General features: G+C 70.7%; 24 protein-coding genes. 15 read left to right on the top strand and 9 right to left on the bottom strand.

The annotated features are described in order from the left end of the window. The first annotated feature begins 5 nt into the window (after nucleotides 1-5). Genes OHB00_RS42390 through OHB00_RS42365 form a run of 6 tightly spaced genes read left to right on the top strand, consistent with a single transcriptional unit; the run spans nucleotide 6 to nucleotide 5,571 of the window. Complete coding sequence (locus OHB00_RS42390) at nucleotides 6-776, top strand: enoyl-CoA hydratase/isomerase family protein (protein ID WP_406443121.1); 771 nt, start codon at nucleotides 6-8, stop codon at nucleotides 774-776. 31 nt (nucleotides 777-807) lie between these two features. Beyond that, nucleotides 808-1,962: a CaiB/BaiF CoA transferase family protein gene (locus OHB00_RS42385; RefSeq protein WP_406443119.1), complete on the top strand. Its 1,155-nt coding sequence runs from the start codon at nucleotides 808-810 to the stop codon at nucleotides 1,960-1,962. A 28-nt stretch (nucleotides 1,963-1,990) separates the two neighbouring features. After that, nucleotides 1,991-2,902: an SDR family NAD(P)-dependent oxidoreductase gene (locus OHB00_RS42380; RefSeq protein ID WP_406443117.1), complete on the top strand. Its 912-nt coding sequence runs from the start codon at nucleotides 1,991-1,993 to the stop codon at nucleotides 2,900-2,902. Beyond that, a complete protein-coding gene (locus OHB00_RS42375; protein ID WP_406443115.1) occupies nucleotides 2,899-3,423 on the top strand; it encodes a DoxX family protein in 525 nt (174 codons plus the stop codon). Before OHB00_RS42380 ends, OHB00_RS42375 begins: the two co-directional genes overlap by 4 nt. A 34-nt stretch (nucleotides 3,424-3,457) precedes the next feature. Continuing rightward, nucleotides 3,458-4,615, top strand: coding sequence for an acyl-CoA dehydrogenase family protein (locus tag OHB00_RS42370; RefSeq protein ID WP_406443113.1), 1,158 nt, complete (start codon nucleotides 3,458-3,460; stop codon nucleotides 4,613-4,615). Further along, the gene (locus OHB00_RS42365; RefSeq protein WP_406446216.1) at nucleotides 4,612-5,571 is read left to right on the top strand and encodes a peptidoglycan-binding protein; all 960 of its coding nucleotides are present in this window, start codon (nucleotides 4,612-4,614) and stop codon (nucleotides 5,569-5,571) included. The genes OHB00_RS42370 and OHB00_RS42365 overlap by 4 nt, the downstream gene beginning before the upstream one ends. Here OHB00_RS42365 and OHB00_RS42360 read toward each other — a convergent pair. Genes OHB00_RS42360 through OHB00_RS42330 form a run of 7 tightly spaced genes read right to left on the bottom strand, consistent with a single transcriptional unit; the run spans nucleotide 5,459 to nucleotide 12,383 of the window. Beyond that, nucleotides 5,459-6,574 carry an acyl-CoA dehydrogenase family protein gene (locus OHB00_RS42360; RefSeq protein ID WP_406443111.1) on the bottom strand — a complete coding sequence of 372 codons (1,116 nt, stop codon included), beginning with the start codon at nucleotides 6,572-6,574 and terminating at the stop codon, nucleotides 5,459-5,461. The two genes, OHB00_RS42365 and OHB00_RS42360, sit on opposite strands and share 113 nt — an antisense overlap. Continuing rightward, complete coding sequence (locus tag OHB00_RS42355) at nucleotides 6,571-7,806, bottom strand: acyl-CoA dehydrogenase family protein (RefSeq protein WP_406443110.1); 1,236 nt, start codon at nucleotides 7,804-7,806, stop codon at nucleotides 6,571-6,573. Before OHB00_RS42355 ends, OHB00_RS42360 begins: the two co-directional genes overlap by 4 nt. Nucleotides 7,807-7,825: 19 nt before the next feature. After that, nucleotides 7,826-8,974 carry a thiolase family protein gene (locus OHB00_RS42350; RefSeq protein WP_406443109.1) on the bottom strand — a complete coding sequence of 383 codons (1,149 nt, stop codon included), beginning with the start codon at nucleotides 8,972-8,974 and terminating at the stop codon, nucleotides 7,826-7,828. Next, nucleotides 8,971-9,414 (bottom strand): Zn-ribbon domain-containing OB-fold protein, encoded by a 444-nt coding sequence (locus tag OHB00_RS42345; protein ID WP_406443107.1) that lies wholly within the window; start codon nucleotides 9,412-9,414, stop codon nucleotides 8,971-8,973. Before OHB00_RS42345 ends, OHB00_RS42350 begins: the two co-directional genes overlap by 4 nt. Before the next feature lies 1 nt (nucleotide 9,415). Continuing rightward, nucleotides 9,416-10,327: an SDR family oxidoreductase gene (locus tag OHB00_RS42340; RefSeq protein ID WP_406443105.1), complete on the bottom strand. Its 912-nt coding sequence runs from the start codon at nucleotides 10,325-10,327 to the stop codon at nucleotides 9,416-9,418. Between the two features lie 2 nt (nucleotides 10,328-10,329). Continuing rightward, entirely contained in the window at nucleotides 10,330-11,061 is a 732-nt protein-coding gene (locus tag OHB00_RS42335) for a hypothetical protein (RefSeq protein WP_406443103.1), read from the bottom strand. Next, nucleotides 11,061-12,383 carry a phenylacetate--CoA ligase family protein gene (locus tag OHB00_RS42330; RefSeq protein ID WP_406443101.1) on the bottom strand — a complete coding sequence of 441 codons (1,323 nt, stop codon included), beginning with the start codon at nucleotides 12,381-12,383 and terminating at the stop codon, nucleotides 11,061-11,063. The genes OHB00_RS42335 and OHB00_RS42330 overlap by 1 nt, the downstream gene beginning before the upstream one ends. Nucleotides 12,384-12,566: 183 nt before the next feature. Between OHB00_RS42330 and OHB00_RS42325 the strand changes: the two genes are divergently transcribed. The 4 genes from OHB00_RS42325 to OHB00_RS42310 are packed head-to-tail and all read left to right on the top strand — an operon-like array spanning nucleotide 12,567 to nucleotide 17,652. Continuing rightward, a complete protein-coding gene (locus OHB00_RS42325; protein ID WP_406443099.1) occupies nucleotides 12,567-13,646 on the top strand; it encodes an amidohydrolase family protein in 1,080 nt (359 codons plus the stop codon). A gap of 16 nt (nucleotides 13,647-13,662) precedes the next feature. Then, on the top strand, nucleotides 13,663-16,083 hold the full coding sequence (locus OHB00_RS42320; protein ID WP_406443097.1) for a GNAT family N-acetyltransferase: 2,421 nt from the start codon (nucleotides 13,663-13,665) through the stop codon (nucleotides 16,081-16,083). Further along, nucleotides 16,080-17,054: an LLM class flavin-dependent oxidoreductase gene (locus tag OHB00_RS42315; protein ID WP_406443095.1), complete on the top strand. Its 975-nt coding sequence runs from the start codon at nucleotides 16,080-16,082 to the stop codon at nucleotides 17,052-17,054. Before OHB00_RS42320 ends, OHB00_RS42315 begins: the two co-directional genes overlap by 4 nt. Nucleotides 17,055-17,097: 43 nt before the next feature. Continuing rightward, a complete protein-coding gene (locus OHB00_RS42310) occupies nucleotides 17,098-17,652 on the top strand; it encodes a PaaI family thioesterase (protein WP_406443093.1) in 555 nt (184 codons plus the stop codon). Here the strand turns inward: OHB00_RS42310 and OHB00_RS42305 are convergent. Continuing rightward, nucleotides 17,646-18,797 carry an acyl-CoA dehydrogenase family protein gene (locus OHB00_RS42305; protein WP_406443091.1) on the bottom strand — a complete coding sequence of 384 codons (1,152 nt, stop codon included), beginning with the start codon at nucleotides 18,795-18,797 and terminating at the stop codon, nucleotides 17,646-17,648. The genes OHB00_RS42310 and OHB00_RS42305 overlap by 7 nt on opposite strands. Before the next feature lie 681 nt (nucleotides 18,798-19,478). Here OHB00_RS42305 and OHB00_RS42300 point away from each other — a divergent pair. Continuing rightward, nucleotides 19,479-20,312 (top strand): hypothetical protein, encoded by an 834-nt coding sequence (locus tag OHB00_RS42300; protein ID WP_406443089.1) that lies wholly within the window; start codon nucleotides 19,479-19,481, stop codon nucleotides 20,310-20,312. A gap of 72 nt (nucleotides 20,313-20,384) precedes the next feature. On the opposite strand, the gene OHB00_RS42295 is transcribed toward OHB00_RS42300, so the two are convergent. Next, nucleotides 20,385-21,020: an AAA family ATPase gene (locus OHB00_RS42295; RefSeq protein WP_406443087.1), complete on the bottom strand. Its 636-nt coding sequence runs from the start codon at nucleotides 21,018-21,020 to the stop codon at nucleotides 20,385-20,387. 305 nt (nucleotides 21,021-21,325) lie between these two features. On the opposite strand from OHB00_RS42295, the gene OHB00_RS42290 reads away from it, so the two are divergent. The 4 genes from OHB00_RS42290 to OHB00_RS42275 all read left to right on the top strand — a co-directional run bounded on the left by OHB00_RS42290 (nucleotide 21,326) and on the right by OHB00_RS42275 (nucleotide 25,416). Then, nucleotides 21,326-21,841: a transposase gene (locus OHB00_RS42290; protein ID WP_406443086.1), complete on the top strand. Its 516-nt coding sequence runs from the start codon at nucleotides 21,326-21,328 to the stop codon at nucleotides 21,839-21,841. 489 nt (nucleotides 21,842-22,330) lie between these two features. Beyond that, on the top strand, nucleotides 22,331-23,995 hold the full coding sequence (locus tag OHB00_RS42285) for a beta-1,3-glucanase family protein (RefSeq protein ID WP_406443084.1): 1,665 nt from the start codon (nucleotides 22,331-22,333) through the stop codon (nucleotides 23,993-23,995). A 95-nt stretch (nucleotides 23,996-24,090) separates the two neighbouring features. After that, entirely contained in the window at nucleotides 24,091-24,492 is a 402-nt protein-coding gene (locus OHB00_RS42280) for a Smr/MutS family protein (protein ID WP_406443082.1), read from the top strand. A gap of 246 nt (nucleotides 24,493-24,738) precedes the next feature. Next, nucleotides 24,739-25,416 (top strand): hypothetical protein, encoded by a 678-nt coding sequence (locus OHB00_RS42275; RefSeq protein WP_406443080.1) that lies wholly within the window; start codon nucleotides 24,739-24,741, stop codon nucleotides 25,414-25,416. The last annotated feature ends 18 nt before the right edge of the window (nucleotides 25,417-25,434 follow it).

Genomic DNA, 25,434 nt, shown 5'->3' with positions numbered 1-25,434 from the left:
GCACCGTGCTGCGTGTCGAACTCCGGGACCGGATCGCCGTGTTGACCCTCGACCGGCCGGAGCGGCTCAACGCCGTCGGCTCGGAGACCGTGGACCTGCTCGCCCAGGCGCTGGACGACGTCCGTGACGACGACGACGTACGCGCGCTGGTCGTGGCCGGAGCGGGCCGTGCCTTCTCGGCCGGCGCCGACCTGGGCGAGATCGAGTCGTTCACCTCCCCCGGGCAGTTCCGGGCCTTCGTGGGGCGGCTGACCGAGGCGTACGCACTGCTGGAGGAGTTCCCCAAACCGTCGGTCGCGGCCGTTCACGGGTTCGCCTTCGGCGGCGGACTGGAGCTGGCGCTCGCCTGTGACCTGCGGGTGGCGGAGCGCGGCGCCAAGCTCGGTCTGCCCGAGATGAAGCTGGGCGTCCTGCCCGGCGCGGGCGGTACCCAGCGGCTCCCGCGCCTGCTGCCACCGGCGATCGCCAGGCAGATGATCCTCACCGGCGAACCGATCGACGCGGAACGCGCCTGGCGGCTCGGGCTGGTCAACGAACTGGCCGAACCCGGCGGCGCACTCGCCGCCGCCGAGAAACTGGCCGGCGCGCTCACGGCCGGGGCACCCCTCGCAATCGCCGCGGGCAAGCGGCTGATCCACCACGGGCCCGGCATGGACCTGGAGACGGCGATCGCCTACGAGCGGGAGACCGTCACCGTGCTGTTCTCCACCGAGGACCGGGCCGAGGGGCTCAGGGCCTTCCGGGAACGGCGCCCGGGCGAGTTCCGCGGCGCGTAGCCGACCGACCCGACAGATCTGGAGGTGGGCCGTGCGGCCCCTGGAAGGCATTTCCGTCGTCGAGCTGGGCATGTGGGTGGCCGCCCCGGCCGCGGCCACCATGCTCGCGGACTGGGGCGCCGACGTCGTGAAGGTGGAGGCACCCACCGGGGACCCCAACCGGTACACGCTCAAGCACGTCGGCCAGGACATCGACAGCGCACCCCCGTTCGAGACCGACAACCGCGGCAAGCGCGGAATCGTCCTCGACCTGCGCTCGCCGGACGGCAAGCACGTTCTGGAACGGCTGCTCGCACGCGCCGACGTCTTCGTCACCAACCTCCGCCCCGGCGCCCTGGAGCGGCTGGGCCTGGCCCCGGACGAGCTGCGCGCCCGCCATCCCCATCTGGTCGTGGGCACGCTGACGGGTTACGGCTGGTCGGGGGCCGAACGCGACCGGGCCGGATACGACGTCTCCGCCTTCTGGGCCCGGCCCGGCATCGCCGCCATGCTCAACCCGGCCGGCGAGCCGCCGCCAGGCATCCGGCCCGGACTCGGCGACCGCACGGCCGCCGCCAACCTGGTGGCTGGCGTGCTGGCCGCGCTGCTGCGCCGGGCGCGCACCGGCGAGGGCGGCGTGGTGGACGTCTCGCTGCTGCGCTCCGGTACGTACGCCAACGGCAACGACCTCGCCCTGCAGAACTTCTTCGGCAGACGCGGCCGCACCCGCCCCCGCACCGAGCACGAGTCCCCGCTCTACAACTGCTACCGGGCCGCCGACGACCGGTGGTTCTGGCTGGTGGGCCTGGAGGGCAACCGGCACTGGCCCGGCGTCGTCGACGCGCTCGGCCGCCCGGACCTGGCGACGGACGAGCGGTTCGCGACGGGCAGGGCCCGCCGGGGCCACGTGCGCGAGCTCATCGCCGTGTTCGACGAGGAGTTCGCGAAACGTCCGTTGGAGGAGTGGGCGGCCCGGTTCAACGCCGAAGGCGTGTGGTGGGCGCCGGTGCAGACCCTGGCGGAGGTCTCCGCGGACCCGCAGGCCGAGGCCGTCGGGGCGTTCGTCGAGCAGCCCGGCATGGGCGACGGGCCACCGCTCAGGACGGTGGCGACCCCGGTGAGCTTCTGGGGCGTGGACGACAAGCCGCGCTCCGGCGCTCCCGCCCTCGGCGAGCACACCGACGACGTACTCCGTGAACTCGACTGACCCGACTCAATCGCAAAGGAGGCAGGACGTGGGCATTCTCGACGACAAGGTCGCCATCGTGACCGGCGGCGGCAGAGGCCTCGGCCGGGCGCACTGTCTGGCGCTCGCCGAGGCCGGCGCGACCGTGGTGGTGAACGACCTCGGCTCGGGCGTGCACGGCGAGCGGACCGGTGACTCCCCCGCCGACGAGGTGGTGGCGGAGATCACCGAGCTGGGCGGCAGGGCGGTCGCCAACCACGGGTCGGTCACGGACTGGGCGGCCACGGAGGCGATGGTGGCGGACACGGTCGCCGAGTTCGGACGGCTGGACGTCGTCGTCAACAACGCCGGGATCGTGCGCGACCGCATGCTGTTCTCGATGACCGAGGCCGAGTTCGACGCCGTGATCGCGGTGCATCTGAAGGGCACCTTCGCCCTCACCCGGCACGCCTGCGCATACTGGCGCGAGGCGTCCAAGCGTGGTGAGCGGGTCGCCGGACGGGTCATCAACACGACGTCCGGGACGGGCCTGTTCGGCAATCAGGGGCAGTCCAACTACGGTGCCGCGAAGGCCGGGATAGCCGGGCTCACCGTCCTCACCTCCCTGGAGATGCGCCGTTACGGCGTCACCGCGAACGCCATCTCGCCGATCGCGGCCACCCGGATGACGGACGGACTGGACGTCGGCGCGTCCCTGCTGCCCGCCGACGGCTTCGATCCGCGCGACCCCGCCAACGCCTCCGGCGTCGTCGTCTACCTCGCCTCCGACGACGCGGCCTGGCTGACCGGGCAGGTCCTGCGCATCGAGGGCAACCGGCTGAACCGGCTCCAGGGCTGGACCGTGGCCGCGGTCCACCCCAGCGAGTCAGGCAAGGCCCTCACCTACGACGAACTCGTCGAGGCGGTACCGCAGTTGTACGGTGCCGCGCCCGCCGGCCGGGCCACCGGAGCGGGCCAGTGAGGACCGCGGGGCATGACCTCGCCGCCCTCGTGCTGCGGGCCACGCTCGGCCCGATGCTCGTCGCCCACGGCTGGAACAAGGTCGCCGGACCGGGCGGGCTCAAGGGCACCACGGGCTGGTTCGAGGCGCTCGGACTGCGACCGGCCGAGGTGCACGCCCGGATGGCGGCCGGGACGGAGCTGGCGGCGGGCGTCGGCATCGCCCTGGGCGTGGCCGGTCCCCTCCCCGCGGCGGCCGCCGTCGGTCTGATGACCGTGGCGGCGCGCACCGACCACCGGGGCAAGGGCTTCTTCGTCTTCAAGGGCGGCTGGGAGTACGTCGGCGTCGTGGGCGGTGCGGCCGTCGCCCTGGCGGGCCTGGGCAACGGCAGGTACTCCCTCGACGGGCTGCTGCGCAGGCAACGCGCGGGCGTGGGCCCCGCGTTGCTGGCGGCAGGACTCGGCACGGCGAGCGCGGCAGCGCTGCTGGCCCTCTGCTACCGGCCGGCGCGCGAGCCGGACGGGACACAGGCGGATCACTAGGCATCACTGGGCATCACTAGGCAAGGGAGTCGATATGGACGCCGCTGACTTCAGCGCGGTGCTGTCCGAGGTCCGGCGTTTCGTCCGGGAACGCGTCATGCCGCTTGAGGCAGAGATAGACGAGAAGGACGAGATGCCCGCGGACGTCCGCGAGGCGGCCAGGAAGATGGGGCTGTTCGGCTTCGCACTGCCCGAGGAGTACGGCGGGCTGGGTCTGTCGATGTACGAAGAGGCCCAGTTGATGTTCGAACTCGGATACACGACACCGTCGTTGCGCTCGATGTTCGGCACGAACAACGGCATCGCCGGACACGTCCTGATGGTCGGCGGCACGGCGGAGCAGAAGGCCGAGTGGCTGCCGAGGATCGCCTCCGGTGACGTACTGGCGTCGTTCGCGCTCACCGAACCCGAGGCCGGTTCGGACCCCTCCACGCTGACGACACGCGCCCACCCGGACGGGGACGAGTGGGTGATCAACGGCGCCAAGCGGTACATCACCAACGCCCCGGTCGCCGACGTCTTCATGGTCTTCGCCCGCACCGACCCCGACGCGCCGCGCACTCGCGGCATCTCGACCTTCCTGGTCCCGGCCGGCACCAAGGGGCTGACCGTGGCGCCCCGGGACCACAAGATGGGCCAGTTCGGCGCCTGGACCGCGGACGTGTACTTCGACGACGTACGTGTACCGGCCACTGCCCTCGTCGGCGGTGAGGACGGCCTGAACCGCGGCTTCGCCACCGCGATGGGCTGTATCGCGCACGGCAGGGTGCACATCTCCTCCCTCTGCGTGGGCATGGCGGAACGCCTGGTCGACGAGTCGGTCGCATACGCCCGCACGCGCCGCCAGTCCGGCAGGCTCATCGGTTCGTTCCAGCTCGTCCAGGGTCTGATCGCCGACTCGATGACCGACTACTACGCGGGCCGGGCCACGGTCCTGGAGGCCGCACGGGCCTTCGACGCCGGTACCGACACCAAGATCGGCCCGTCCTGTACGAAGTACTTCGCCAGCGAGATGGTCTGGCGCGTGGCGGACCGCGCCGTGCAGATCCACGGCGGGGCGGGCTACATGCGCGGGGTCGCCGTCGAGCGCTTCTACCGTGACGCCCGGCTGTTCCGCATCTACGAGGGCACCAGCCAGATCCAGCAGGTCATCATCGCGAAGGCGCTGCTGGGCGACGCGGCACGCGGCTGAGCCGGAGCCGACGCCCCGGCCCACAGCCCGACCTCGCCGCCCAGCACCTCGTCCACGGCGAGCGCCAATCCGACCGCCTCTGCGATCCCGGCTTCGCACCGCGGGGCGGAGCCGGCGACCAACGCGCCCACGCGCAGACCACGGTCTCGGACATCCGGTCCGCGGCCTGCCCCGACCAGATCGCCTCGGGGTCCCGGGGCGCTTGCGTCACGGCCCTGCAGAACCTTCTCAACGGCTACGGCCTGTACGTCACGGTCGACGGACGCTTCGGCGCGGCGGCCCTCGCCGCGGTCCGGGCCTTCCAGACCGAGGCCGGGATCACCGTGACCGGCAAGGTCGACTCAGGGACCGAGAAGCTCCTGTACAGCGTGGCCCGCGGTCCGCTGCGGCCCGGCGCGGTCACCGTGACCGAGAGCGTCAACGCCGTCGACATCGCCAGGTGCCTCACCGCCGGTGCGAACAGCTCGGACATCCAGGTCTGGGGGTGCACCGGCGCCGCCGGGCAGAAGTGGGCGCTGTACCCCGTGCCGGCGCAGCCCGCCCAGTACTCCGCCGTCAGCCAGGGAAGTCACCTCTGCCTGGGCGCCGACAGCGCCACCAGCGGCCAGAACGGCCGGCGCATCCGCGGCCGGAGCTGTGACGGACTGCCCGCGCAGCGGTGGAGGTTCGGCGCCGCGGGCCCGAACGGCGGCCGGACGCTGGTCAGCGTCCCGGACGGCTTCTGCCTGGACGCGGGGGGCGGCCGCCTCCGGCCAGGACGGCCAGCGGGTGCAGGGGTTCGGATGCGCGGGGAGCAGCAACCAGGTGTGGGCCTTCCTGACACCGGTCCCGTCGCAGCCGCCGTCAGATCCCGAGCCGGTCCAGCAGCCGCTCGTGGTACACGGCCGGCCCGCCGAACAGCAGTTGCGAGGCCTTGGCGCGCCGGAAGTACAGATGGGCCGGATGCTCCCAGGTGAAGCCGATGCCGCCGTGGACCTGGATGTTCTCCATGGCCGCGAACATGTACGCCCGTGAGCAGCACGCGTGTGCAACAGCCGCGGCGACCGGGAAGTTGGTGGCGTCCTGTGCAGCCAGCAGCGCCGCCTCCCGTGACGCGGCCTCGGCGAGTGAGACCTGGACGAGCATGTCCGCGCACTTGTGTTTGACCGCCTGGAAGCTGCCGATCGGCCGGCCGAACTGGTGCCGGGTGCGCGCGTACTCCGCGCTCGTCTCCAGGCAACGGCGGGCCCCGCCGGTCTGCTCGGCGGCCAGTCCGACGGAGGCCACGTCCAGGACCCGGGCCATGACGCGTCCGCCCGCGCCGTCCGTGCCGACCAGGGTCGCGGGCGTGGAGTCGAACGCCAGCCGGGCCATGGCCCGCGTGGCGTCAAGGGTTTCGAGCGGCTCGGCCGACAGTCCGGCAGCCGACCGGTCGACGGCGAACAGCGACGGACCGGCGACGGTACGGGCGACGACCAGGACCAGATCCGCCGTCGTGCCGTCGATGACGAAGCACTTGCGGCCGGTCAGCCGCCAGCCGCCGTCCCCGTCCGGCACCGCGCGCACGGTGATCAGCGCGGGGTCCCAGGAGCCGTCGTCCTCGGCGACGGCGAGGGTGGCCGTGGTACGTCCGGCGGCAATGCCGGGCAGGTGACGCGCGCAGGCGTCCTTGTCGCCCGAGGCCAGCAGGGCCTGGGCGGCCAGAAGGACGGTGGCGAAGAAGGGTGCGCAGAACAGGGCGCGGCCCATCTCCTCCAGGACCACGCCGAGTTCGACGAGGCCGAAGCCGTCGCCGCCGTACTCCTCGGGGATGGCCAGGCCCGGCAGCCGTAGCTGGTCGGCCGCCTGCGCCCACACCTCGGGGTCGAAGTGCGGCTCACTCTCCATGAGCTTGCGCACGGCCTCTTCCGGTGCTTTGGCCTCCATGAACTCCCTGACGGATGACCGGAGTTCTCTCAACTCGCGCTCGTCGGCGATCATGCGCGTGCCTCCTTCGGCAGGCTGAGGACGCGTTCCGCGAGGATGTTCTTCATGATCTCCTCGGTACCGCCGAGGATGCGCAACGCCGGTGTGGCCAGCAGGAGTTCGGACCAGGAATAGGTGCCCCAGCGGCCGGTGTCGGCGATGATGCGGGGGCCGAGGCACTCGGACACGAAGTGGGCGGCCCGGGTGAGGTTCTGTCCGTACATCAGCTTGGCGACGGACCTCTCGGGGCCGGGTGTGATCCCCGCCCGCAGAGTGCGCTGCGCACGCTCGTTGAGGTAGCCGGTGGCCATCGTGTCCACGAGGATCTCGGCGAGGCGTCCGCGCAGGGCGCGGTCGTCCCAGGTCCAGGTGGCGCGCATGAGCGCCGAGAGGTGATCGGGGGACAGGGCTGCGTCCACCGGCCCCGCGCCCTCGCTGCCGACGGTGTCGCGCTCGTTCATCAGAGTGGTCAGGGCGACGGTCCAGCCGCCGTCGACCTCGCCGACGCGGTGGTCGTCGGGGATGCGGACGTCGGTGAGGAAGACCTCGTTGAAGTCGGCGCCGCCGGTCATCTGCCGCAGCGGGCGGACCTCGACGCCGGGGGCGTCCATGGGGACGAGGAAGGCCGTGATGCCGTGGTGCTTGGGCGCGTCGGGGTTCGTCCGGGTCAGCGCGAGGCCGATCTCGCTGTGCTGGGCGACGGACGTCCACACCTTCTGCCCGTTCAGCACCCAGTCCTCGCCCTCACGGACGGCCCGGGTCGCCACACTCGCCAGGTCGGATCCGGCGCCGGGCTCGCTGAACAGCTGGCAGGCGATGGCGTCCCCACGGTACATCGCGGGCAACCAGCGTTCCTTGATGCCGGGTTGGGCGTGGGCGAGGATCGTCGGCCCGATCATGCCGAGGCCGATCACGCCGAGCACGCCGGTGTCCGGGACGTCGTACTCGGCCTCGATACTGTCGTAGAGCAGGTCATGGACGGAGGTCAGGCCCCGGCCGCCGTACTCGGGCGGGCCGGTGATCCAGCCGAAGCCGTTCTCGTGGCGGATCCGCTGCCAGGCACGCGCCCGCCGCACCTGCTCCGCCTCCTCCTCGGGCGGGAGGCTGCTGAAGTACGCCATCGAGTCGTCGCCCTCGCCCCAGGGGGCGGCGGCACGGTCGAGGGACTTCGCCGCGTGCGCGTCGAGGAAGCGGCGCACCTCGGCGGCGAAGTCCTGCGTGTCCTGCGTTTCGTGGAGCGAACCCATTGCGAAGTCCCCAGTGCTTTCAGGTCGAGAGGATCGTCACCGCCGACACGCCCGGCGCGCCGTACAGGTGGGTGTAGCCGACGCGGGGGGTGCCCGGGATCTGCCGGGTGCCGGCCGCGCCGCGTAGTTGGAGGACGACCTCGTGGATCTGGCGCAGTCCGGACGCGCCGATGGGCTCCCCGTTGCCGAGCAGGCCGCCGTCGGTGTTGACCGGGAGCGGGCCGCCGATCTCGGTGGCGCCCTCGGCGATGAGACGCTCCTGTTCGCCGTCCTTGCAGAGGCCGTTCTCCGCCATGTGGATGATCTCCGACCCGGCGTCGGTGTCCTGGAGCTGTGCGACGTCGACGTCCTCCGGGCCGACACCCGCGAGTTCGTATGCCGCGCGTGAGGCGTCCACGGTCGGGCTCGCCACCGGTTCGCCCACCGGGAACGACGGGCTCTGCACCTCGAAGGCACCGAGCCTGCGGCTGCGCAGAGCGGTGGAGCGGATCCGTACGGGCTTTCCGGTGTACTTGTGCGCCTGGTCGGCCCGGCACAGCACGATCGCCGCCGCGCCCTCGTCCGGGCCGCAGTACATGTACTGGCGAAGCGGGTAGTTGAGGACCGGCGAGGCGAGGATCTCGGCCACCGAGAGCGGGGTACGGCGCCAGGCCTTGTCGTTGACGGCCGCGTTGGCGAAGTTCTTGGCGGCCACGCGGGCGAGCGTCTCGTGGGAGATGCCGTACTCGTGCATATAGCGGTTGATCTTCATGCCGAAGAAGTGCGTGGTCAGGAAAAGGCCGGTCTGCCCGTACCAGGAGGGGATGCCGGCCACGGACGGATCGGCCGCGAAGGCGCCGCGCGGGTGCTTGTCCAGGCCGATGGCGATGGTCAGGTCGTGCTCGCCGGTCTCGATGGCACGGGCCGCGAGCGCGATCGCCGTACCGGCCGTGGCGCAGCCGTTGAACACGCCGCGCAGCGGCACACCGGTCAGGCCGAGCCGTCCCACGATGGCGTCAGGATTGGCGACCTCGTAGCTGCCGATGTAACCGCCCTGTATCTGCGGCCAGTTCACGCCCGCGTCGGCGAGCGCGAGCCGTACCGCGTCCGCGCCCATGTCCAGTGCGGGCTTTCCGGGGAACCGCCCGAAGGGGTGGAGCCCCACGCCGATGATGACGGCCTCGGTCACGGTGTCGCCTCCTCGTCCGGGGTGAACGCGAACGTGAGGACCTCGGTGCCGTCGTCCTGCACGGTGTAGGGCACGAGCGTCAGCCGCATGGGCCGGCCGATACGGAGCTTGCGCGGGTCGGGTTCGGTGAGGCGGGCCTCGACCAGCAGTTCGCCGGGGAGTTCGACGTAGCCGACCGCGTAGGGCTCGAAGGCCTCGGGGCCGTCGTACGGCGGGGACGGCGGCCGGAAGTCCTGGGTGGTGTACGTCCACAGCGTCCCGCGGTCGGCGAGCAGGCGTTCCTTCGACTCCGTGCTCGCACACCGCACGCAGTCGGGGGCGGCCGGGAAGCTCACCAGGCCGCAGTCGGCGCACTCGGAGCCGATGAGGCGGGGCGGGTTGTCGGCGTCGGGCGGCCAGGTGAACAGGCCCTCGGCGACCGGGCGTCGTGCCGTCGTCATGTCACGCCCCGTTCCGGTTGCCGAGGACGTCGGCGTTCGGTGCCGCCTTGGCGACCAGGTTCGGGACCACGGAGGACAGCTCCTGGGGCGTCCACCGGGTCTCGGCGCTCGCACCGGGGCCGTTGACCCAGCCCTCCAGTACGGTGATCCGGTTGCCGACGACGCCGAAGACCCGGCCGGTGACCTCTCGCGACGCCGCCGAGCCCAGCCACACCACCAGCGGCGAGATGGCTTCGGGGGTGAGGTCCTGCTGCTGCGCGGCCTGCCGCATCATCTCGATGTCCTCGGTCAGCCGGGTGAGTGCGGTGGGAGCGATGGCGTTCACCGTCACCCCGTAGCGGGCGAGTTCGGCGGCGGCGATGACCGTGAGGCTTGCGATGCCGGCCTTGGCCGAGCCGTAGTTGGACTGTCCCGGGTTGCCGAAGATGCCGGACGGGGAGGTCGTGTTGATCACCCGGGCGTCGTTGGCGTGACCGGCCTTGGCACGCTCCCGCCAGTAGGCGGCCGCGTGGTGCAGGGTGGCGAAGCTGCCCTTGAGGTGGACGGCGAGCACGCTGTCCCAGTCCTGCTCGGTCATCGACACGATCATCCGGTCGCGCAGGATGCCGGCGTTGTTGACCAGTACGTCCAGGCCGCCGTAGGTGTCCACGGTCTGACGGACGAGCCGGCCGGCGCCGTCCCAGGCGGAGATGTCGTCCGTGTTGGCGACGGCCTCGCCGCCGGCCGCGACGATCTCGTCCACCACGGCCTGGGCGGGTCCGGCCGAGGCGCCCCCGCCGTCGCGCGCGCCGCCGAGGTCGTTGACCACGACCTTCGCTCCGTGCGCGGCGAAGGCCAGGGCATGTGCCCGGCCGATGCCGTTGCCGGCTCCGGTGACGACCACGACCCGGCCGTCCACCACTCCTTCGGACATCCTCAGCTCCTCGATGACAGTGGTTGGCGGGCCTCGGCGAACAGCACGCGCGGATCCTCGCTGCCGCAGCCGCAGCGACCGGCTACGACCCGGCCCGGGATGCCGAGCGGGGTCTCAGGCAGGGGTGACGTGCGCTGTTCCCCCGCCGCGATGGACAACTCCCCTTCGCGGTCGTTGATCCGCCATTCGGCGGCGTTGACATGTGCCCCGCCACGCTCGGGACACTCCAGGGCGAGGGCCGGTCCGACGGCCGAGAACAGGCAGGCGGACACGCCCACCGCACGCAGCATCGGCACGGCGGCGGGCCGGGCCAGGACGACCCGCGTCGGCCGGAACATCTCGCCGATGTCGGCGGCCCCGGACAGTCCCTCCAGGGTCTCGGCGGACAGCCCGATCACCGCGTGCGGCCGCAGTTCGCGGTGGAAGACGGAGGTGCGGCGGTGGTCCCAGCCCATCGCCTCGGCGATGCCGTACGTCACCCTCAGGTCCTTCAGAGCCCGGATCACCGCATGTCCCCAGAAGCCCTCGAAGCCGGAGGCGGTCAGCAGGGCCCGCTGCCCGGCGGTGAGGCCGTGCTCCCGCAGCCGTGCGGTGGCCCAGTCGGTGTCCCGGGCGAGTTCGGCCCAGGTCAGTTCGGTCTCCCGCATGCCGTCGGCGGTGCGGAAGGGCACCAGATAGGCGAGTTCGGGGCGGTCGAGTTCCCCGGCCCGGGCCAGGGTGTCGGCGCGGGCCATCAGCTCTTCACCACCCGGGGGAACTTGGCGACGCTGGTCATGGTCTTCAACAGGTCCTCCTCGGTGCGCATGTCGAGCACCGGCTTGACCCCGGTGCGTTCGCGCACGGCCTCGCCCAGCCGGCCGGCCAGGGCGTCGACGTCGCCGGTGAGCGCGGGGTCGTAGCCGACGCGCAGCCGCAGTTCGTCGACCTCGCGGCGGTCCCGGACGATCTGGAACACCCCGGCCACCGTCTCCGGCTGGTCCTCCACGGCCTGCCAGACGTCCCGCAGCACCACGGAGCGCCCCTGCACCAGCGTTTCGTCGCCGCGCCGACCGGCCACCCACATGCGGGCATGGGTACGGCCGCAGCCGCAGGTGTCGCCGGACAGCCGGACGAGGTCCTCGCTGCGGTAGCGGATCAGCGGTGCGGCCCGGTTGTCCAGGTCGGTGGCGACCAGTTCGCCGAGGTCGCCCTCGCGGACGTCACGCCAGCCGTCCTCCCCGACCTCCACGCACTCGGCGAAGACGGTGTCCTCCCAGAGGTGGAAGCCGTCGTGCTCGCGGCACTCCCAGGCGGTACCGGTGTCGGCGGCGCTGGTGTACTCGTAGACGTCGATGCCCCAGTCGTCACGGATCCGCTCGCGCATCTTCCGGCTGAGCGGCTGACCGGCGCACGAGGCGCCCTTGAGTGAGGAGAACGCCTCCCTCAGGTCCGTCCTCTCCGCCAGGTGCTCCAGCTCCACCATCTGCGGATACATCATCTGCAGGTAGGCCGGCCGGTAGGTGCGCAGCGCCTCGACGACCTGGTCCATCTTCCCGATCCAGGTGTCGACCTCGATCACCACGGCGCCCAGCGCCTGGTAGCCGCCGTCCATGAGGTTGCGGAAGGTTCCGGGCGGACTGAGCACCCGGTCGCCGGGCCGCAGTCCCAGTTCCCACAGGTCGCGCACCTGTGCCGTGACCAGGGGCGGGGCGTCCTGCCAGATCTCGGCGAAGAACTCCGGGTCACCGGTGGTGCCGGAGCTCGACGACACGGAGGTCAGCTCCTCGGTCGGCACACAGAGCAGACCGCCGAAGGGATCGCCGGTGCGGGCCCGGTAGGCGCGCACCATGTCCTTGGTGATGAACGGCACGCGTGCGCGGAAGTCCGCCAGGGACCGGACGTGCCGGGGGTGGACTCCGTGCCCGTCCCAGAGCTCACGGTAGAAAGCCGAGTTGGCGTAGGCGTACTCGACGAGCTCCAGGACCTGTTCTTCCTGCCGTGCCCGCAGTTCCTCGCGGGGCATGGTCTCCACCTGGGGCTCGAAGTACCTGTCAGCGGTGTCCCTGTCACCGACCATGGCGCCTCCTTGCGGCTCAGTTCCCAGATCTTCCAGCTATCAGCGCAATCAGTCAACCAATTCTACGGATTCAAGAGTCAGACCCAACACCCGAGCCGATCCTCCGGCCGCCTGGCCTTCCCTTTCCGCGGCCATACAACTAAAATCGCTAACTGATTACATCCATTGACCCGAAGGAGCGTCATGTCGAAGATCTGGGTCAACTCGGGGGACTCCCATGTGATGGAACCCGCCGACGTGTGGACCGAGCGGCTGCCGGCACGGCTCGGTGCCCGGGCCCCACGCAGCGAGCGTGGTGAGAAGTACGAGATGCTCTACATCGACGGCGAGCGCATCGACCGCCAGCTCGGCGACTTCATGGACGCCATGCGCCCGCCGGGCGCCTGGGACCTGAACGTCCGGCTCAAGGACCTCGACCAGGAGGGCGTGTGGTCCCAACTGGCCTTCCCCTCCATGGGGTTCTGGCTCGTGTCGATCACCGACCGGGAGCTCGCCCGGGAGACCGTACGGGCCTGGAACGACTGGGCGCACGAGGAGATCCTCAGCAAGAACAAGCGCGTGATCACCACTGCCTGCGTCTCGACGGCCGACATCGACGACGCGGTCGCCGAGCTGGAGCGGGCGGCCGAGCTCGGCTTCAAGGCGATCTTCCTGCCGTGCTCGACACGGCAGGGCGAGGAGTACGCCCTCGACCGCTGGGAACCGCTGTGGACCGCGGCCGAGCGGGCGGGCATGGTGCTCGGGTTCCACATCGGCACCGGCGCCCAGAACGTCGTCTTCCGTGGGCCCGGCGGCGCGGTCGTCAACTACATGGAGACGACCTATCCGGGCATGCGGGTGGTGTCCCACATGGTCGCGGGAGGTGCCCTCGACCGCCACCCGGACCTGAAGATCCTGATCGCGGAGGGCGGCGCGGGCTGGGTACCCGCCATCGGCGACCGGATGGACGAGGCGTACCGCCAGCACGGCATGTTCGTCCGCCCCAAGCTGAGCCGGCTGCCCAGCGAGATCATCCGGCATCAGGTGTACGCGTCCTTCCAGCACGACAGGAGCTCGGTGGAGATCGTCGAGTCGACGGGCTACCGCAACGTGATGTGGGGCGACGACTATCCCCACCTGGAGGGCACCTACGGCCACACCCAGGCCACGCTGCACGACCTGTTCGACGGCGTGCCGGTCGACATCCGCGAACGCGTCACACGCGGCACCTTCAACGAGCTGTTCGACCTGCCCGAGCAGACTCCGCAGGAGGCGGCCGTCTGACCGGCGGCGTACCACCGTGACCACTCCCCCCTACCCCGAGGACCTGGAGCGGCCCGGGCTGGTCCGGACCGGACGGTCGACCTTCGTCCGGCCGGTCCGGCCCGAGGACGCGGACCGTCTGGTCGCCTTCGTCGGCAGCCTGTCCCGGGCCACCCTCGCCTACCGGTCCCTCGGTCCGGTGGTCCGCGTCCGCGACGACGTCATCCGGCGCGGCGCGCACGTGGACTACCTCAACGAGCTGGCACTCGTCGCCCTGGCCGGCGACGAGATCGCCGGCCTGGTCCGCTACGTCCGCGACACCGGGGAACCGGAGCACGCCGAGGTCACGTTCACCATCCGGGACGACCACCAGAGCGAGGGGTTCGGCAGGCTGCTCCTGGAGCACATCGCGGCTGCCGCCCGGGCCCGGGGCATCAGGGTGCTGGAGGCCGACGTCCTCGCCGACAACACCCGGATGATCAACGTGTTCCTCGGCTCCGGCTACCGGGTGGAGGCCGGGCCGCCCGGCCAGATCCTCCACTTCGAGATCGCCGTCGACCCGCAGGCCCAGGCCGTGGCCCGGGCGGAGCGCCGTGAACACACGGCGGTACGACGATCCCTCAGACCCCTGCTCGAACCGCGGTCGGTCGCCGTGATCGGCGCCAACCGCAGCCCCCTGACGATCGGCCACGAGATCGTGGCGAACCTGCTGCGGGGCGGGTACGGCGGCAGCGTGTTCCCGGTCAATCCGCGGGCCGAGCAGATCGCCGGGGTTCGGGCGTACCCCCGGGTCCGTGACCTTCCCGAGCCACCGGATCTGGCAGTGGTGGCAGTGCGGGCCGAGGGGGTGCCCGACGTCGTACGCGAGTGTGCCGAGGCCGGGGCCAGAGCGGTGGTCGTCGTCTCGACGGGCTTCGGGGAGACCGGGGCCGAAGGCCGGTCGACCGAGCTGGAGCTGGCCCGTTTCGCCCGCGCGTCCGGAATGCGGCTGGTGGGCCCGAACTGCATGGGCGTGGTCAACACGACCCCCGCGGCCCGGCTGGCGGCGACGTTCTCGCCCGCCCTGCCGACGCCGGGCCGGGTCGCGATGTCCAGCCAGTCCGGGCCGCTGGGGCTCGCGGTGCTGGACTTCGCGAAGCGGCTGCGCCTCGGCTTCTCCGGCTTCGTGTCGGTGGGCCATGCCGTCGACGTGTCCACCAACGACCTCCTCCAGTGGTGGGAGGAGGACCCGGCGACCTCGGTGATCCTGCTGCACGTCGAGACCTTCGGCAATCCGCGCCGGTTCGCCCGCGTCGCCCGCCGGGTCGCGCCGCGCAAACCGATCGTCGCGGTCCACCCGGGCCCCGCGGACTCGGCGGTGAATTCGCTGTTCGCCCAATCCGGCGTGATCCGCACCCGCAGTCTCCAGGAACTGTTCGACGTCGCCCTGCTGCTGGCCCACCAGCCTCCCCCACCCGGCAACCGGGTCGCCGTGATCACCAACGCGGGCGGTCCGGCGGCGCTGACGGCCGGGGCGTGCACGGCGAACGGCCTGCTCGTGCCCGCACTCGGCGAGCGCACGAGGCTCGCACTCCGTTCGGCCCTCGCGCCCCATGCGGACGTCTCCAACCCGGTCGACCTGACCCCCATGGCCACCGCCGCGCACTACCGGGCGGCGCTGGACGCGGTCCTGGCCGACGACGGCGTCGACGCGGCCGTCGTCCTGTTCATGCCGCCGCTGGCGGACAAGCCCGACGAGGTGGCGTCGGCGATCCTCGACGCGGCCGCGAGCCGTCCCGACAAGCCGGTGGTGACCAGCTTCCTCGGCGGAGCGGGCGTCGCCGATCTGCTCCACCGGGACGAACTCGTCGTACCGACCTACACGTTCCCCGAAGCGGCGGCCACCTCGCTCGGACACGCGGCGGCCTACCAGGTCTGGCGCAGCACCCCCGCGGGCGTCGTTCCGGAGCTCGCGGGAGTCGACAGCGAGCGCGCCCGGTCGCTGGTCGCCGCCTGCGCCCCCGGCCCGGCGACGGCGGCGGTCGCCGCCGAGTTGCTCGGCGCGTACGGAATCGCCGTACGGGACACCGGACCGGACGCGGGCCCGGACGCGTTCCTCTCCGTCGGCGCGGACCCGGTCTTCGGTCCGGTGGTCTCCTTCGGCCTCACCGGGGACTACGCCGACCTCATGGCGGACGTCGCGCATCGCGTCACCCCGCTGAGCGACCGCGACGCCCGCGAGATGGTCCGCTCGCTGCGCGCGGCCCCGTTGCTGGACGGCCGGGCGGGGGGCCGTGGTGTCGATCTGGCGGCCCTTGAGGAGACGGTCCTGCGGATCTCGGCGATGGTCGAGGACCTTCCGGAGATCGAGGCCTTGGAACTGCGCCCGGTGCGGCTGCTGCCGCCCGGGGAGGGGGTCGCCGTCGCACGCGCGACGATCCGGCTCGCGGGCGACACGACAGGAGGCGTTCCGGCGTGAAGGTGGGCATCTACTTCGACCTGCGCAACCCGCCGCCGTGGCGGCAGAGTTGGCCGCGGGTGTACGGCTTCGCCCTGGAGATGTGCGAGGAGGCGGACCGGCTGGGCATCGATTCGGTCTGGTTCTCCGAACACCACGGCTTCGAGGACGGGTACCTCCCCCAGCCGCTCACCATGGCGGCCGCGGCCGCGGCCCGCACGCGACGGGTGCGGCTGGGCACCGCCGTCATCCCCGCACCGCTGCACGCGGCACCCGAACTGGCCGAACAGGCGGCGGTCGTCGACATCATCAGCGACGGCCGCCTGGACCTCGGCCTCGGCACCGGCTACCGGGTGCCCGAGTACCGGCTGTTCGGTGCCGACCTCGCGAAGCGCTACACCACGACCGACCAACGGGTCAGGGAGATCCGGGGCCTGTGGGCCGAGTCCCTGGTCACCCCATGCCCCGTCCAGGATCCGCTGCCGATCTGGCTCGGCTACCAGGGCCCGCAGGGTGCCCGCCGCGCCGGCCGGCTCGGCACGGGGTTGCTGTCGCTCAACCCGGCACTGCTAACGCCGTACCGGGACGGGCTCGCCGAGAGCGGCCACGACGTGTCGACGGCCCGGATGCAGGGCTCGTTCACGACGTTCGTCACCGAGGATCCCGAGGGCGACTGGCCGGTGGTGCGCAGGCACCTGGCGTACCAGTGGGACAGCTACCGCCGTTACATGGTGGAGGGAACGGACCAGCCGGCCCCCCGCCCCATCGACCCCGAGAAGTGGCGGGCGACCGGGCTGCGCGCGACCGGCGTCGGCCAGTTCCTCTACGGCACCCCGCAGGAGACCGCCGAGGCCATCAGGGCGTATGTTGCGGGTCTGCCGGTGGAAGGGGTGTTCCTGTGGGCCTCGCTGGCCGGGATGCCCGAGGAGATGGTGGCCCGCCAGGTCCAGCTGATCGCCGGGAAGCTGCGCCCGCTGCTTGTCGACGCCTGACCCAGGATGACCCAGGATGCCTTCGGATACGAGGAGTTGCGCCATGTCTACGCGAGCGGGTTCCTTCCCCGGTGACAGGGGGGATACGACAGCGGCCGCGCACTGGGCGGGAGCCGACTTCCAGGAACCGCCCCGGACCCCCGGCGGGGTGGCGCTGTGCGGCGCCTGCCGCGGTGCCGGTTCCTGCCGGCTCGGCGTGGAGCGCGAGCGGCTCGACGCGAACGGCGAGGCGTGGTTCGAACTCTCCTGCCCCCGGGACCAGGAGGGCGGGCCCGATGTGGCGCACGGCGGCTGGACGGCTGCCGTACTCGACGACTGCCTCGGCCATCTCCCTTTGCTGCACCGGGTGTTGAGTGTCACAGCGGAACTGACCGTGAGCTTCGTCAAGCCGGTACCGGTGCAGCACCCGCTCCAGGTCCGCGCCTGGGTGGAGCGCCGGGAGGGCTCGCGCTGGTACATCGCGGGCGAGATGGTCCTGCTGCCGGGCCGAGCCGTGCTGGCCCGGGCCTCCGGGATCTGGGTGACCCGGGACCGGGGCCACTTCGCACGGCACGAGCGCTGGCTCGCCGAGCAGAACGGCGACGCCCGGGATCAGTAGGACCGCAGGCCCATGCTGCGGGCTATCCCGTTGCGCTGGATCTGACTGGTGCCCCCGGAGATGGTGGCCACGATCGACTCCCGGTAGCGGAAGCTCATCACGCTCTCCGTCGAGAAGCCGTGGCCCGCGCAGACCTGCATCCCCAGCCGGGCGGCCGCCACATAGGTCTCCGAGCCCTTCAGCTTCGCCATCGAGCCCTCGCGGGTGCACGGTCTGCCCTGGGCGAGCAGCCAGGCGGCGCGGTACGCGAGCAGCCGCGCGGAGTCGATCTCGGTCTGCAGGTCGGCCATGGCATGGGCGAGCGCCTGGAAGTTGCCGATCGGGCGGCCGAAGGCCTGCCGGGTGCGCGCGTACTCCAGCATCTCGTCCAGGGTGGCCTGGGCCGCCCCCAGATATCCACCACTGATGATCACCTTCTCCAGCTCGATGTTGGAGAGCATGACCTTCCAGCCCTCGTCGCGCGGGCCGACGAGGTTGTCCTTGGGAACGGAGACGTCGTTGAAGAAGACCTCGTTGGTGCCCAGGATGTGCCGGGCGAGCGTCGGGGTCCGGCGCACCTCGACACCCTGCGTCGCCGGGTCGACGAGCAGCAGGCTGATCCCGCCGTGCTTGGGCTCGCGGGGGCCCGTGCGGACATAGGTCGCGATGGTGGTGTCGGGGAGTCCGGCGCCGGTGCACCACGCCTTCTGCCCGCGCACCAGAAAGCAGTCGCCGTGATCCTCGGCGGTGGTGCGCAGGGCGGCGGCGTCCGAACCGCTGTCCGGCTCACTGAGGCCGACCGCGAGCCGGTGGCGTCCCGTCATGACCTGCTCGCGGATGAAGTCGCGCTGCGCCTCGCTGCCCCACCGGAACACCGTGATGCCGGGAATGAGCACGCCGACGTAGCACATGGCGACGTCGAAACTGGCCCGCCCCAGCTCTTCGGCGATCAGGATCAGTTCGAGCGGCCCGCCGCCGTCACCGCCCTCCTCCTCGCTGAACGGCAGGGAGAACCACCCCAGATCGGCCATGCCACGGAACAGCTCGGGCGGCACGACGCCCTCCTCGTCCCATTTCTTGGCCTTCTCGGCGGGACACACATCGGCGACGAACTGCCGTGCCGTCGCGCGCAACAGGTCCTGCTCGTCAGTCAGCCCGAAGTCCACGACCACCCCTCGCCTTCTAGTAGCTCATTTATCTACCTAATAATTCTATGTTAGCGGATAGAGAGGGCAGGGCGGCCCCGTGGGAGCAGCTGGGGCGACAGCATTTTGATCGTGAGACGACGGCGACAGGCAACGATCCTGGTGATCGCACGCACCGACCGTCAGGGCAGGGCCGTTTCGGTGGGCCGGAGCCGCCTCCCGCAGGGGGCCGGCGGCGTACAGCCCACCGCCGTCGTCAGCGGTGAACGGAAGCCCGGCGTGATCCCCTGGCCCGTCGGACTCATCCTGTCCAGCGCGTCGTTCAGGGACAGTGGAGTGGTGCGGCTGCCCGCGACGCTGCTCACCGTCTCCGGGGCCGGCAGGAAACCGACATGGTCACCGCGCTCGCCACGGGACCCGACTGCGCTGGAACCAGCCGGACGCCTGGATCCGGTCCACCGGCCAAGCACTGCGGGCTGGCTCGGCGAAGTCGAAGGGCTCTCCTCCCAGCCGTGCTGCAGGCAAGGAGTGGATTGGCCGTCACCGCGGCCGGCTGTAGCTGATCCTTTGCACCACCGCACCGACCGGAAGGAACACCATGCCCCAGCCTTGTGCGTGCCGGAAATGCACCAACGGATCGCAGGCGACACCGTATGAGGCGTCTGGGCCACCACGGCCGCGAACTGGCGCCTCGACAGCGGATTGATCAACTCCGCGGGTCTGGTCAAGGATGGAATCACCGCCGGCTGCGCCAACAACAGCCAGACCGTGTGGAGTTGCAACCAAGGCCTGGCCATCGGCGCCTTCACCCAACTGTGGTGCTCCACCGGCGAGAGCCGCATCCCCTGCTCCTCCGCCCACGACGCCGCCCGCCACCCGCACCGCAAGAAGACCGCGGGGCAGCAGGGCGCCGGTGCGCGCCATTCTCATCAGCCCCCGCTACACGGGCTACGAGATCTGGGACAAGCAACGCGAGCAAGAACGCCTCCTCGACGTCGACGACGTCACCCTCGGCCACCGCACCAGCATGACCCACAACCCGGTCGAGGAGTGGATCCGCTCCAACGAACCCGCCCACGACGCGATCATCAGCCCACCCGGTTCGACACTGTCCAGATCCGCAGACAGCGTGCCCGCGACCACGGACGGCAGGAACGAGCCGGAAAACAAGGCGCGCGCCCCTACGCCCTCCGCGGACGGATCCGATGCACGCTGTGCGAGCGCAAGATGCAGCCCGCCACCATCCGCGACCGCGTCCGCTACCGCTTCGAACCGGCATCCAGCGGGCGCAATTTTCGGGCCTCCGCCATCCAACGAGATCACCCCGCGCAGTCAAGCCAGTGGGCGAGCGGAGGCCGGTTCACGCACGACCACCGCGTCACCCGGCTTACGGGGCGCTTCTCAAGGGCCGTAGGGCAGCGGCGCCGGCCCGCACCACCACGGACACCGTTGACCCTGCCCATTGCACGAGGTCACGCGGCAGGCCGGCGTCGAGCTCGATGGTCACACGCATGTATGGGATGCGCAGCTGAGTGACTTTGACGGGACGCGGTACGACAGCGTCCGGTCCGCGCTGCAGTGCGGCTCGGTAGGTGTCCTTCCGCTGGTTCATGCCTTGTCCTGTCGCTTGATGAGTTCGTCTGCCAGGTCCATGTACGCCGAGGCTTTGACTGCCACCGGACTTCCGAATGACTGCGCGTACAGGTCGAGCCGCGGAATGTGCGTGGACAACACGTCGAATCCCCGCTCGCTGAGAGCTTCGCGGGCGTCGGCGTCGGGACCGGTACGCGTGGCCTCGGCACGATTCGTTCGGTTCAGCAGGACGGTGGCGCGGGCCGGCTGGACGCGCAAGGACTGTACCTCGCCCATCTCGCCACCGATGGGCGCCATGCGATCCAGCTCGATGGGAGCCGGAGTCACCGGCACGATCCATTCGCCCGCATACCTCATGATGCTGCGGGAGATATGCGCGTGGTCCTCCATCTGCGGAGCGTCGAATACGACGGCCTGCCGATCGCCCAGGAAGTCGTCCACGCGCCGGTGCACATCGCCCACCGGAAGAGCGACCACAGGAAACGGGAAGCCGCCCGCCAATTCGCTCCAGCGCAGCGCGGAGGAGGCGGGGTCGCTGTCGACCAGTAGCAGTGGGATACCCGACTCGTGGAGTGCGTGGGCCAACCAGACTGCGCTGGTCGTCTTTCCCACCCCGGGCTTCAGGTTCACAAAGGCGTAGCTCAGCGGCACATGGGTCAACGTATGGTCGCGAGCGGCCGCCCGGCCGTCGACTCGGGACACAAGGTGCCATTGTTCACCCTGCGGCGCCGGTGAATCATTCGTATGGGCCAGTACGGAAGTCGCAGGGCCCGGGGGGATCGACAGTGAGACGGCAGCTCTCGCCGGGACGATGGTCAGCTCGTCAGACGGCTTCGTGGGGGATGTGGGGGCCGGAGTCGTATCGCTGGTCCTCTTGGCGTTGGCGACGCTCACGATGACCGGGTCGACGGGCTTTGTCTGCTGCTCAATTCCGTGCGGACGGCGGTGAGCGGGGGATGATCGTCCTTACGGACGTCGTCCTGTCTGCGGCCGTGGCGGTGATGTGGTTGTCGATGCAGGCGGTGGGGTTGCCGGAGGTTCCGGCGTGGACCGTGGTGGTGGCCCGGGCGGCGTTCCCGAACGGGAGTTTGCCGATACGGGTGCGGAATCGCCTCTGGGAAGTCTTCGTCGATGAGCCGGTCACGGAGGCGCTCGGGGTGCGGGGTGCTCCGAGTCAGTCACCTGGTGTGTTGACGCTGGTGACGGTGTTGCAGTTCGCCGACGACCTGACCGACCGGCAGGCGGCGGCGATGGCGGTGCGGGCGATCGACTGGAAGTACGCGCTCGGGGTCGAACTGACGGACACGGGCTTCGACGCCCTCGACGACCGCGTCGGCGTCGGCGTACGCCGCTGCCTCGCAGGTGTCGCAGTACAGGGCACTGGCCGGCCTGCAACCGATCCAAAACACAACACATGCACACATTGCGGGATGCGTGAGAGACCAGCCCCTAACGAACCGCATCCGCCCTGATCGGGCGCCGCAGCTCACCAAAGAGCAGACATGAGTCGTGAACTCCCGGTAGGGCGGCGGCATCCGGCGGCCGAGGGGCTCCTCCATGGCCGTGATCCGCTGCTCGGGCGCGGGCGGGACCCCCAGCCATCGCCGGCCATCGCGCCTGCCGGGCCGCCTCGTCGACGGGGCTCGGAGCACCGTCGTCCGAGAGGGAGTCCGCCCACTCCCCGCTCCACCTGGGCAGGAAGGACCGCCAGTCGAAGGCCGTGGTCTCTGTCATACGTCCGACGCTGGCACCCGCCACTGACAACGCCTCATCGCACGGCACGGCGAATGAACCGGCAACGTCCCCCGCCCCGCCACATGGAAGAAGTGCCTCCGCAACCTTGACGAGATTGGTCTGATCCAATACCGTCCCCGCGCAGAACCTCACGCGTTTTCAACAATTTAACCCCCCACTGCCGTCACATAGTTGACGGACAGTCACCCCCTCCGGGGAGGGCCTCTGTGGTTTCCCGACGTTCCTTCCTGACCGCGGTCGGCGCGCTCACCGGTGCGGCCGGGGTGAGCCCTCTCTCGCCGGTCTCGCCGCTGACCTCCTCCGCGGCGGCGGCGGGAGTCTCGCTCCCCATCAAGCTGGCGAACAACTCCGGCTCCAACACCGTCTACGCCTACATATCAGGCACGGACAGCAGCGGCTGGCCGGTCTTCGTCTCGGCGAACGGCACCCTGAACCGGCTGCCCAACCCGTCGTCCACGGTCACCCCCATCGCCGACTACTCCATCGCGCTGGGCGCCTCCGGCTCGGCCGCCACCACCGTCAACCTGACCGACTACGTCATCGGCGGACGCGTCTGGTTCTCGGTCGGCCAAAAACTCCAGTTCTTCGTCAACCCGGGCACCGTGCCGGGCGTCGTGCAGCCCGCGCTCGTCAGCTCGGACCCCAACTGGTCCACGAACTGGACGTTCTGCGAGTTCACGTTCAACAGCGCGAACCTCTACGCCAACATCTCCTACGTCGACATGGTCGCACTCCCCATCTCGATGAGCAGCACCGGCAGCGGCGGCACCCAGACGGTCAGCCCTCTGCCCTCCGGCGCCCTCGCCTCGATCGCCTCCGGCCTCCAGAGCCAGCACGCCTCCGACGGAGCCCCCTGGGACAAGCTGGTGGTCACCGACACCTCGGGCGGGGTACTGCGCGTCATGGCGCCCTCGCACTCGCCGGTGGACTTCGGCACCTACTGGGACGACTACCTGAACCGGGTCTGGAGCCACTACGCCTCCACGCCGCTGACCATCAACGGCCAGGGCAGCATCGGTTCCTACACCGGCACCGTCTCCGGTAACGCCATCGTCTTCTCCGGCCTCAACACCAACGGCGTGCCGTTCACCAAGCCGAGCGCCGTCGACATCTTCGGCTGCGCGTCCGGTCCTCTCTACAACTCCGGCGGGGACGCCCGCGGCGCGATCGCCGCCCGGCTCGCCGCCGCGCTCAACCGCAGTTCGCTCCTGGTCTCGGGCGGGAACAACCAGCCCGACGGCGTGACACCGTCGCAGTACTACACGGACTCGATCACCAACCACTACGCGCGGCTGGTCCACAAGTACGCCAGCATCGGCTACGCCTTCCCCTACGACGACGTCGGCCCGACCGGCGCGGCCCCCGTCGACGGGCACATCCAGGACGGGGCACCCACCTCCTGGAGCATCGCCCTGGGCGCCGGCGGCTCCAGCGGGAGTTCGGGGGGCGGCTCGACCACCGTGAGTGCCTACAGCACCATCCAGGCCGAGTCGTACTCGGCCCAGAGCGGGACCACCACCGAGAGCTGCTCCGACACGGGCGGCGGCAGCGACGTAGGCTACATCTCGAACGGCGACTGGCTGAAGTTCTCCTCCGTTGACTTCGGTTCGACCTCCCCAGCGCAGTTCGAGGCCCGGCTGGCGTCGGGCGCGGCCTCCGGTGTCAGCGGCGCCGTCCAAGTGCGGCTCGACAGCACCACGGGCACGAAAATCGCGGAGATCGACTTCGCCAACAACGGCGGCTGGCAGGCCTGGCAGACCGTCCCCGCGAACATCGTCGCCTCCGCCACGGGAGTCCACGACGTCTATCTGGTCTTCTCAGGCAGCACGTCGGACTTCACCAACATCAACTGGTTCACCTTCTCCAGCTGACCGCCGCCTGGGGGATGGGCGCCCGGCGGGTGAGAACCCCGGTCGGGCGACTCTCCCGCGCACCGCGTGGACGCACTCGGGCCGGTGCATCATAGGTGGCGCAAGCGGAAGGTGGCACATTGCCGACATTGGATCTGCACCCGATCCTCCGGAACGACCGCGACATGGACCTCGCTCTGCGGCAGGTCATCTTCCAGGCGAAACGCGCGGGAGAGCCCGTCGTGCAGATCATCCACGGCAAGGCTACCGGGCAGCTCAATGGGCGCGTCCTGGCGTTCCTCAGCCAGAGGCGCGTCCGGAGCCTGTACTACCGCGTGGAGAAATCGCCCGCTGGCGCCCCCGCGAGGAGGACCCTGCCGCCGCCACAGCCCGCGCCAAGGCGGTCCGGCCGGCCAAGAGGATCCTCGCCCTTGACACCGGTGATCACGAACAACATGACCGGTACCCGAAACGAAACGGGCTCACAGTGGAAACGGTCACGTCGAAGGAGCATGTAGTCATCGAGCTCGATGGCATGCGGCTCTCGGGGCGCTACGCCGCTTCGGCCGGTCCCCCGCGCGCACTCATCGTCGCCCTGCACGGAGGGTCGGTCACCCTCGGCGATTCACGACGAGACAATCCCCGGCGAGGCGCCGTTCCTTGACATCGCGGCCCAACTCGGTTTCGCGACACCTGCGCTCGACCGGCCCGGTTACGGGGCGGCCGCAGCCCTCGACCCCGGTGACGCCCCGTTCGACCGCCAGGTGCCGGTACTGCGGGCGGCCGTGGAGCGCGCGTGGGAACGGTACGGCGCCGGCTCGGCGGGCCTCTTCCTGACGGGCAATTCGATCGGCGGGATGCTCGCACTGTGTCTCGCTGCCACAACACCTGAGGTCCCGCTCCTGGGTGTGGCCGCGCATGCCGCCGGCCTGCAGTGGATTCCCGGCTTCTTCGAGTGGCTGCAAACGGCGATGGCCGAAGCCCGAGCGTCGGCCATGGACCCGCGTGGGCGCTCCACGGCCGTCCATGGCCCCGACTGGAGCTGGGAACGCACAGTGCTGGCCCATCTCGAGGCGGCCTCCGCACCTGCTCCGGTGATGGAACTGCGCGACGCGCTCACATGGCCAGAGCGGCTGCGTCGGATCGCTCCTGGGATTCCGGTCCCGGTCCTCATGACCATCGCCGAATACGACGGCCGCTGGTTCTCGGCACCGGAGGTGCTCGAGGAACTGCGCAAGCTGTTCACCACAGCGCCGTTCGTCGACGTCCGGCGCCAGCGGTTCGCAGGACCCCAGCTGACCGCAAGCTTCGTCGCCCGGGGTTACCACCTGCGCGAACCGTGGCACTTGCACGCGTCGAGCGTCACCGACTTCGCCCCGGACACCGACACGACCTGCGCGCCGATGATGTCCGTCCCCAGGCCGTTCATGGCGCTCTCGTAGATGTCGGTCATCACGATG

Source organism: Streptomyces sp. NBC_00631 (genome assembly GCF_045206895.1).
GTDB lineage: Bacteria > Actinomycetota > Actinomycetes > Streptomycetales > Streptomycetaceae > Streptomyces.
The sequence above is the reverse complement of the archived record's forward strand: the minus strand, read 5'-3'. Positions and strand labels throughout refer to the sequence as shown.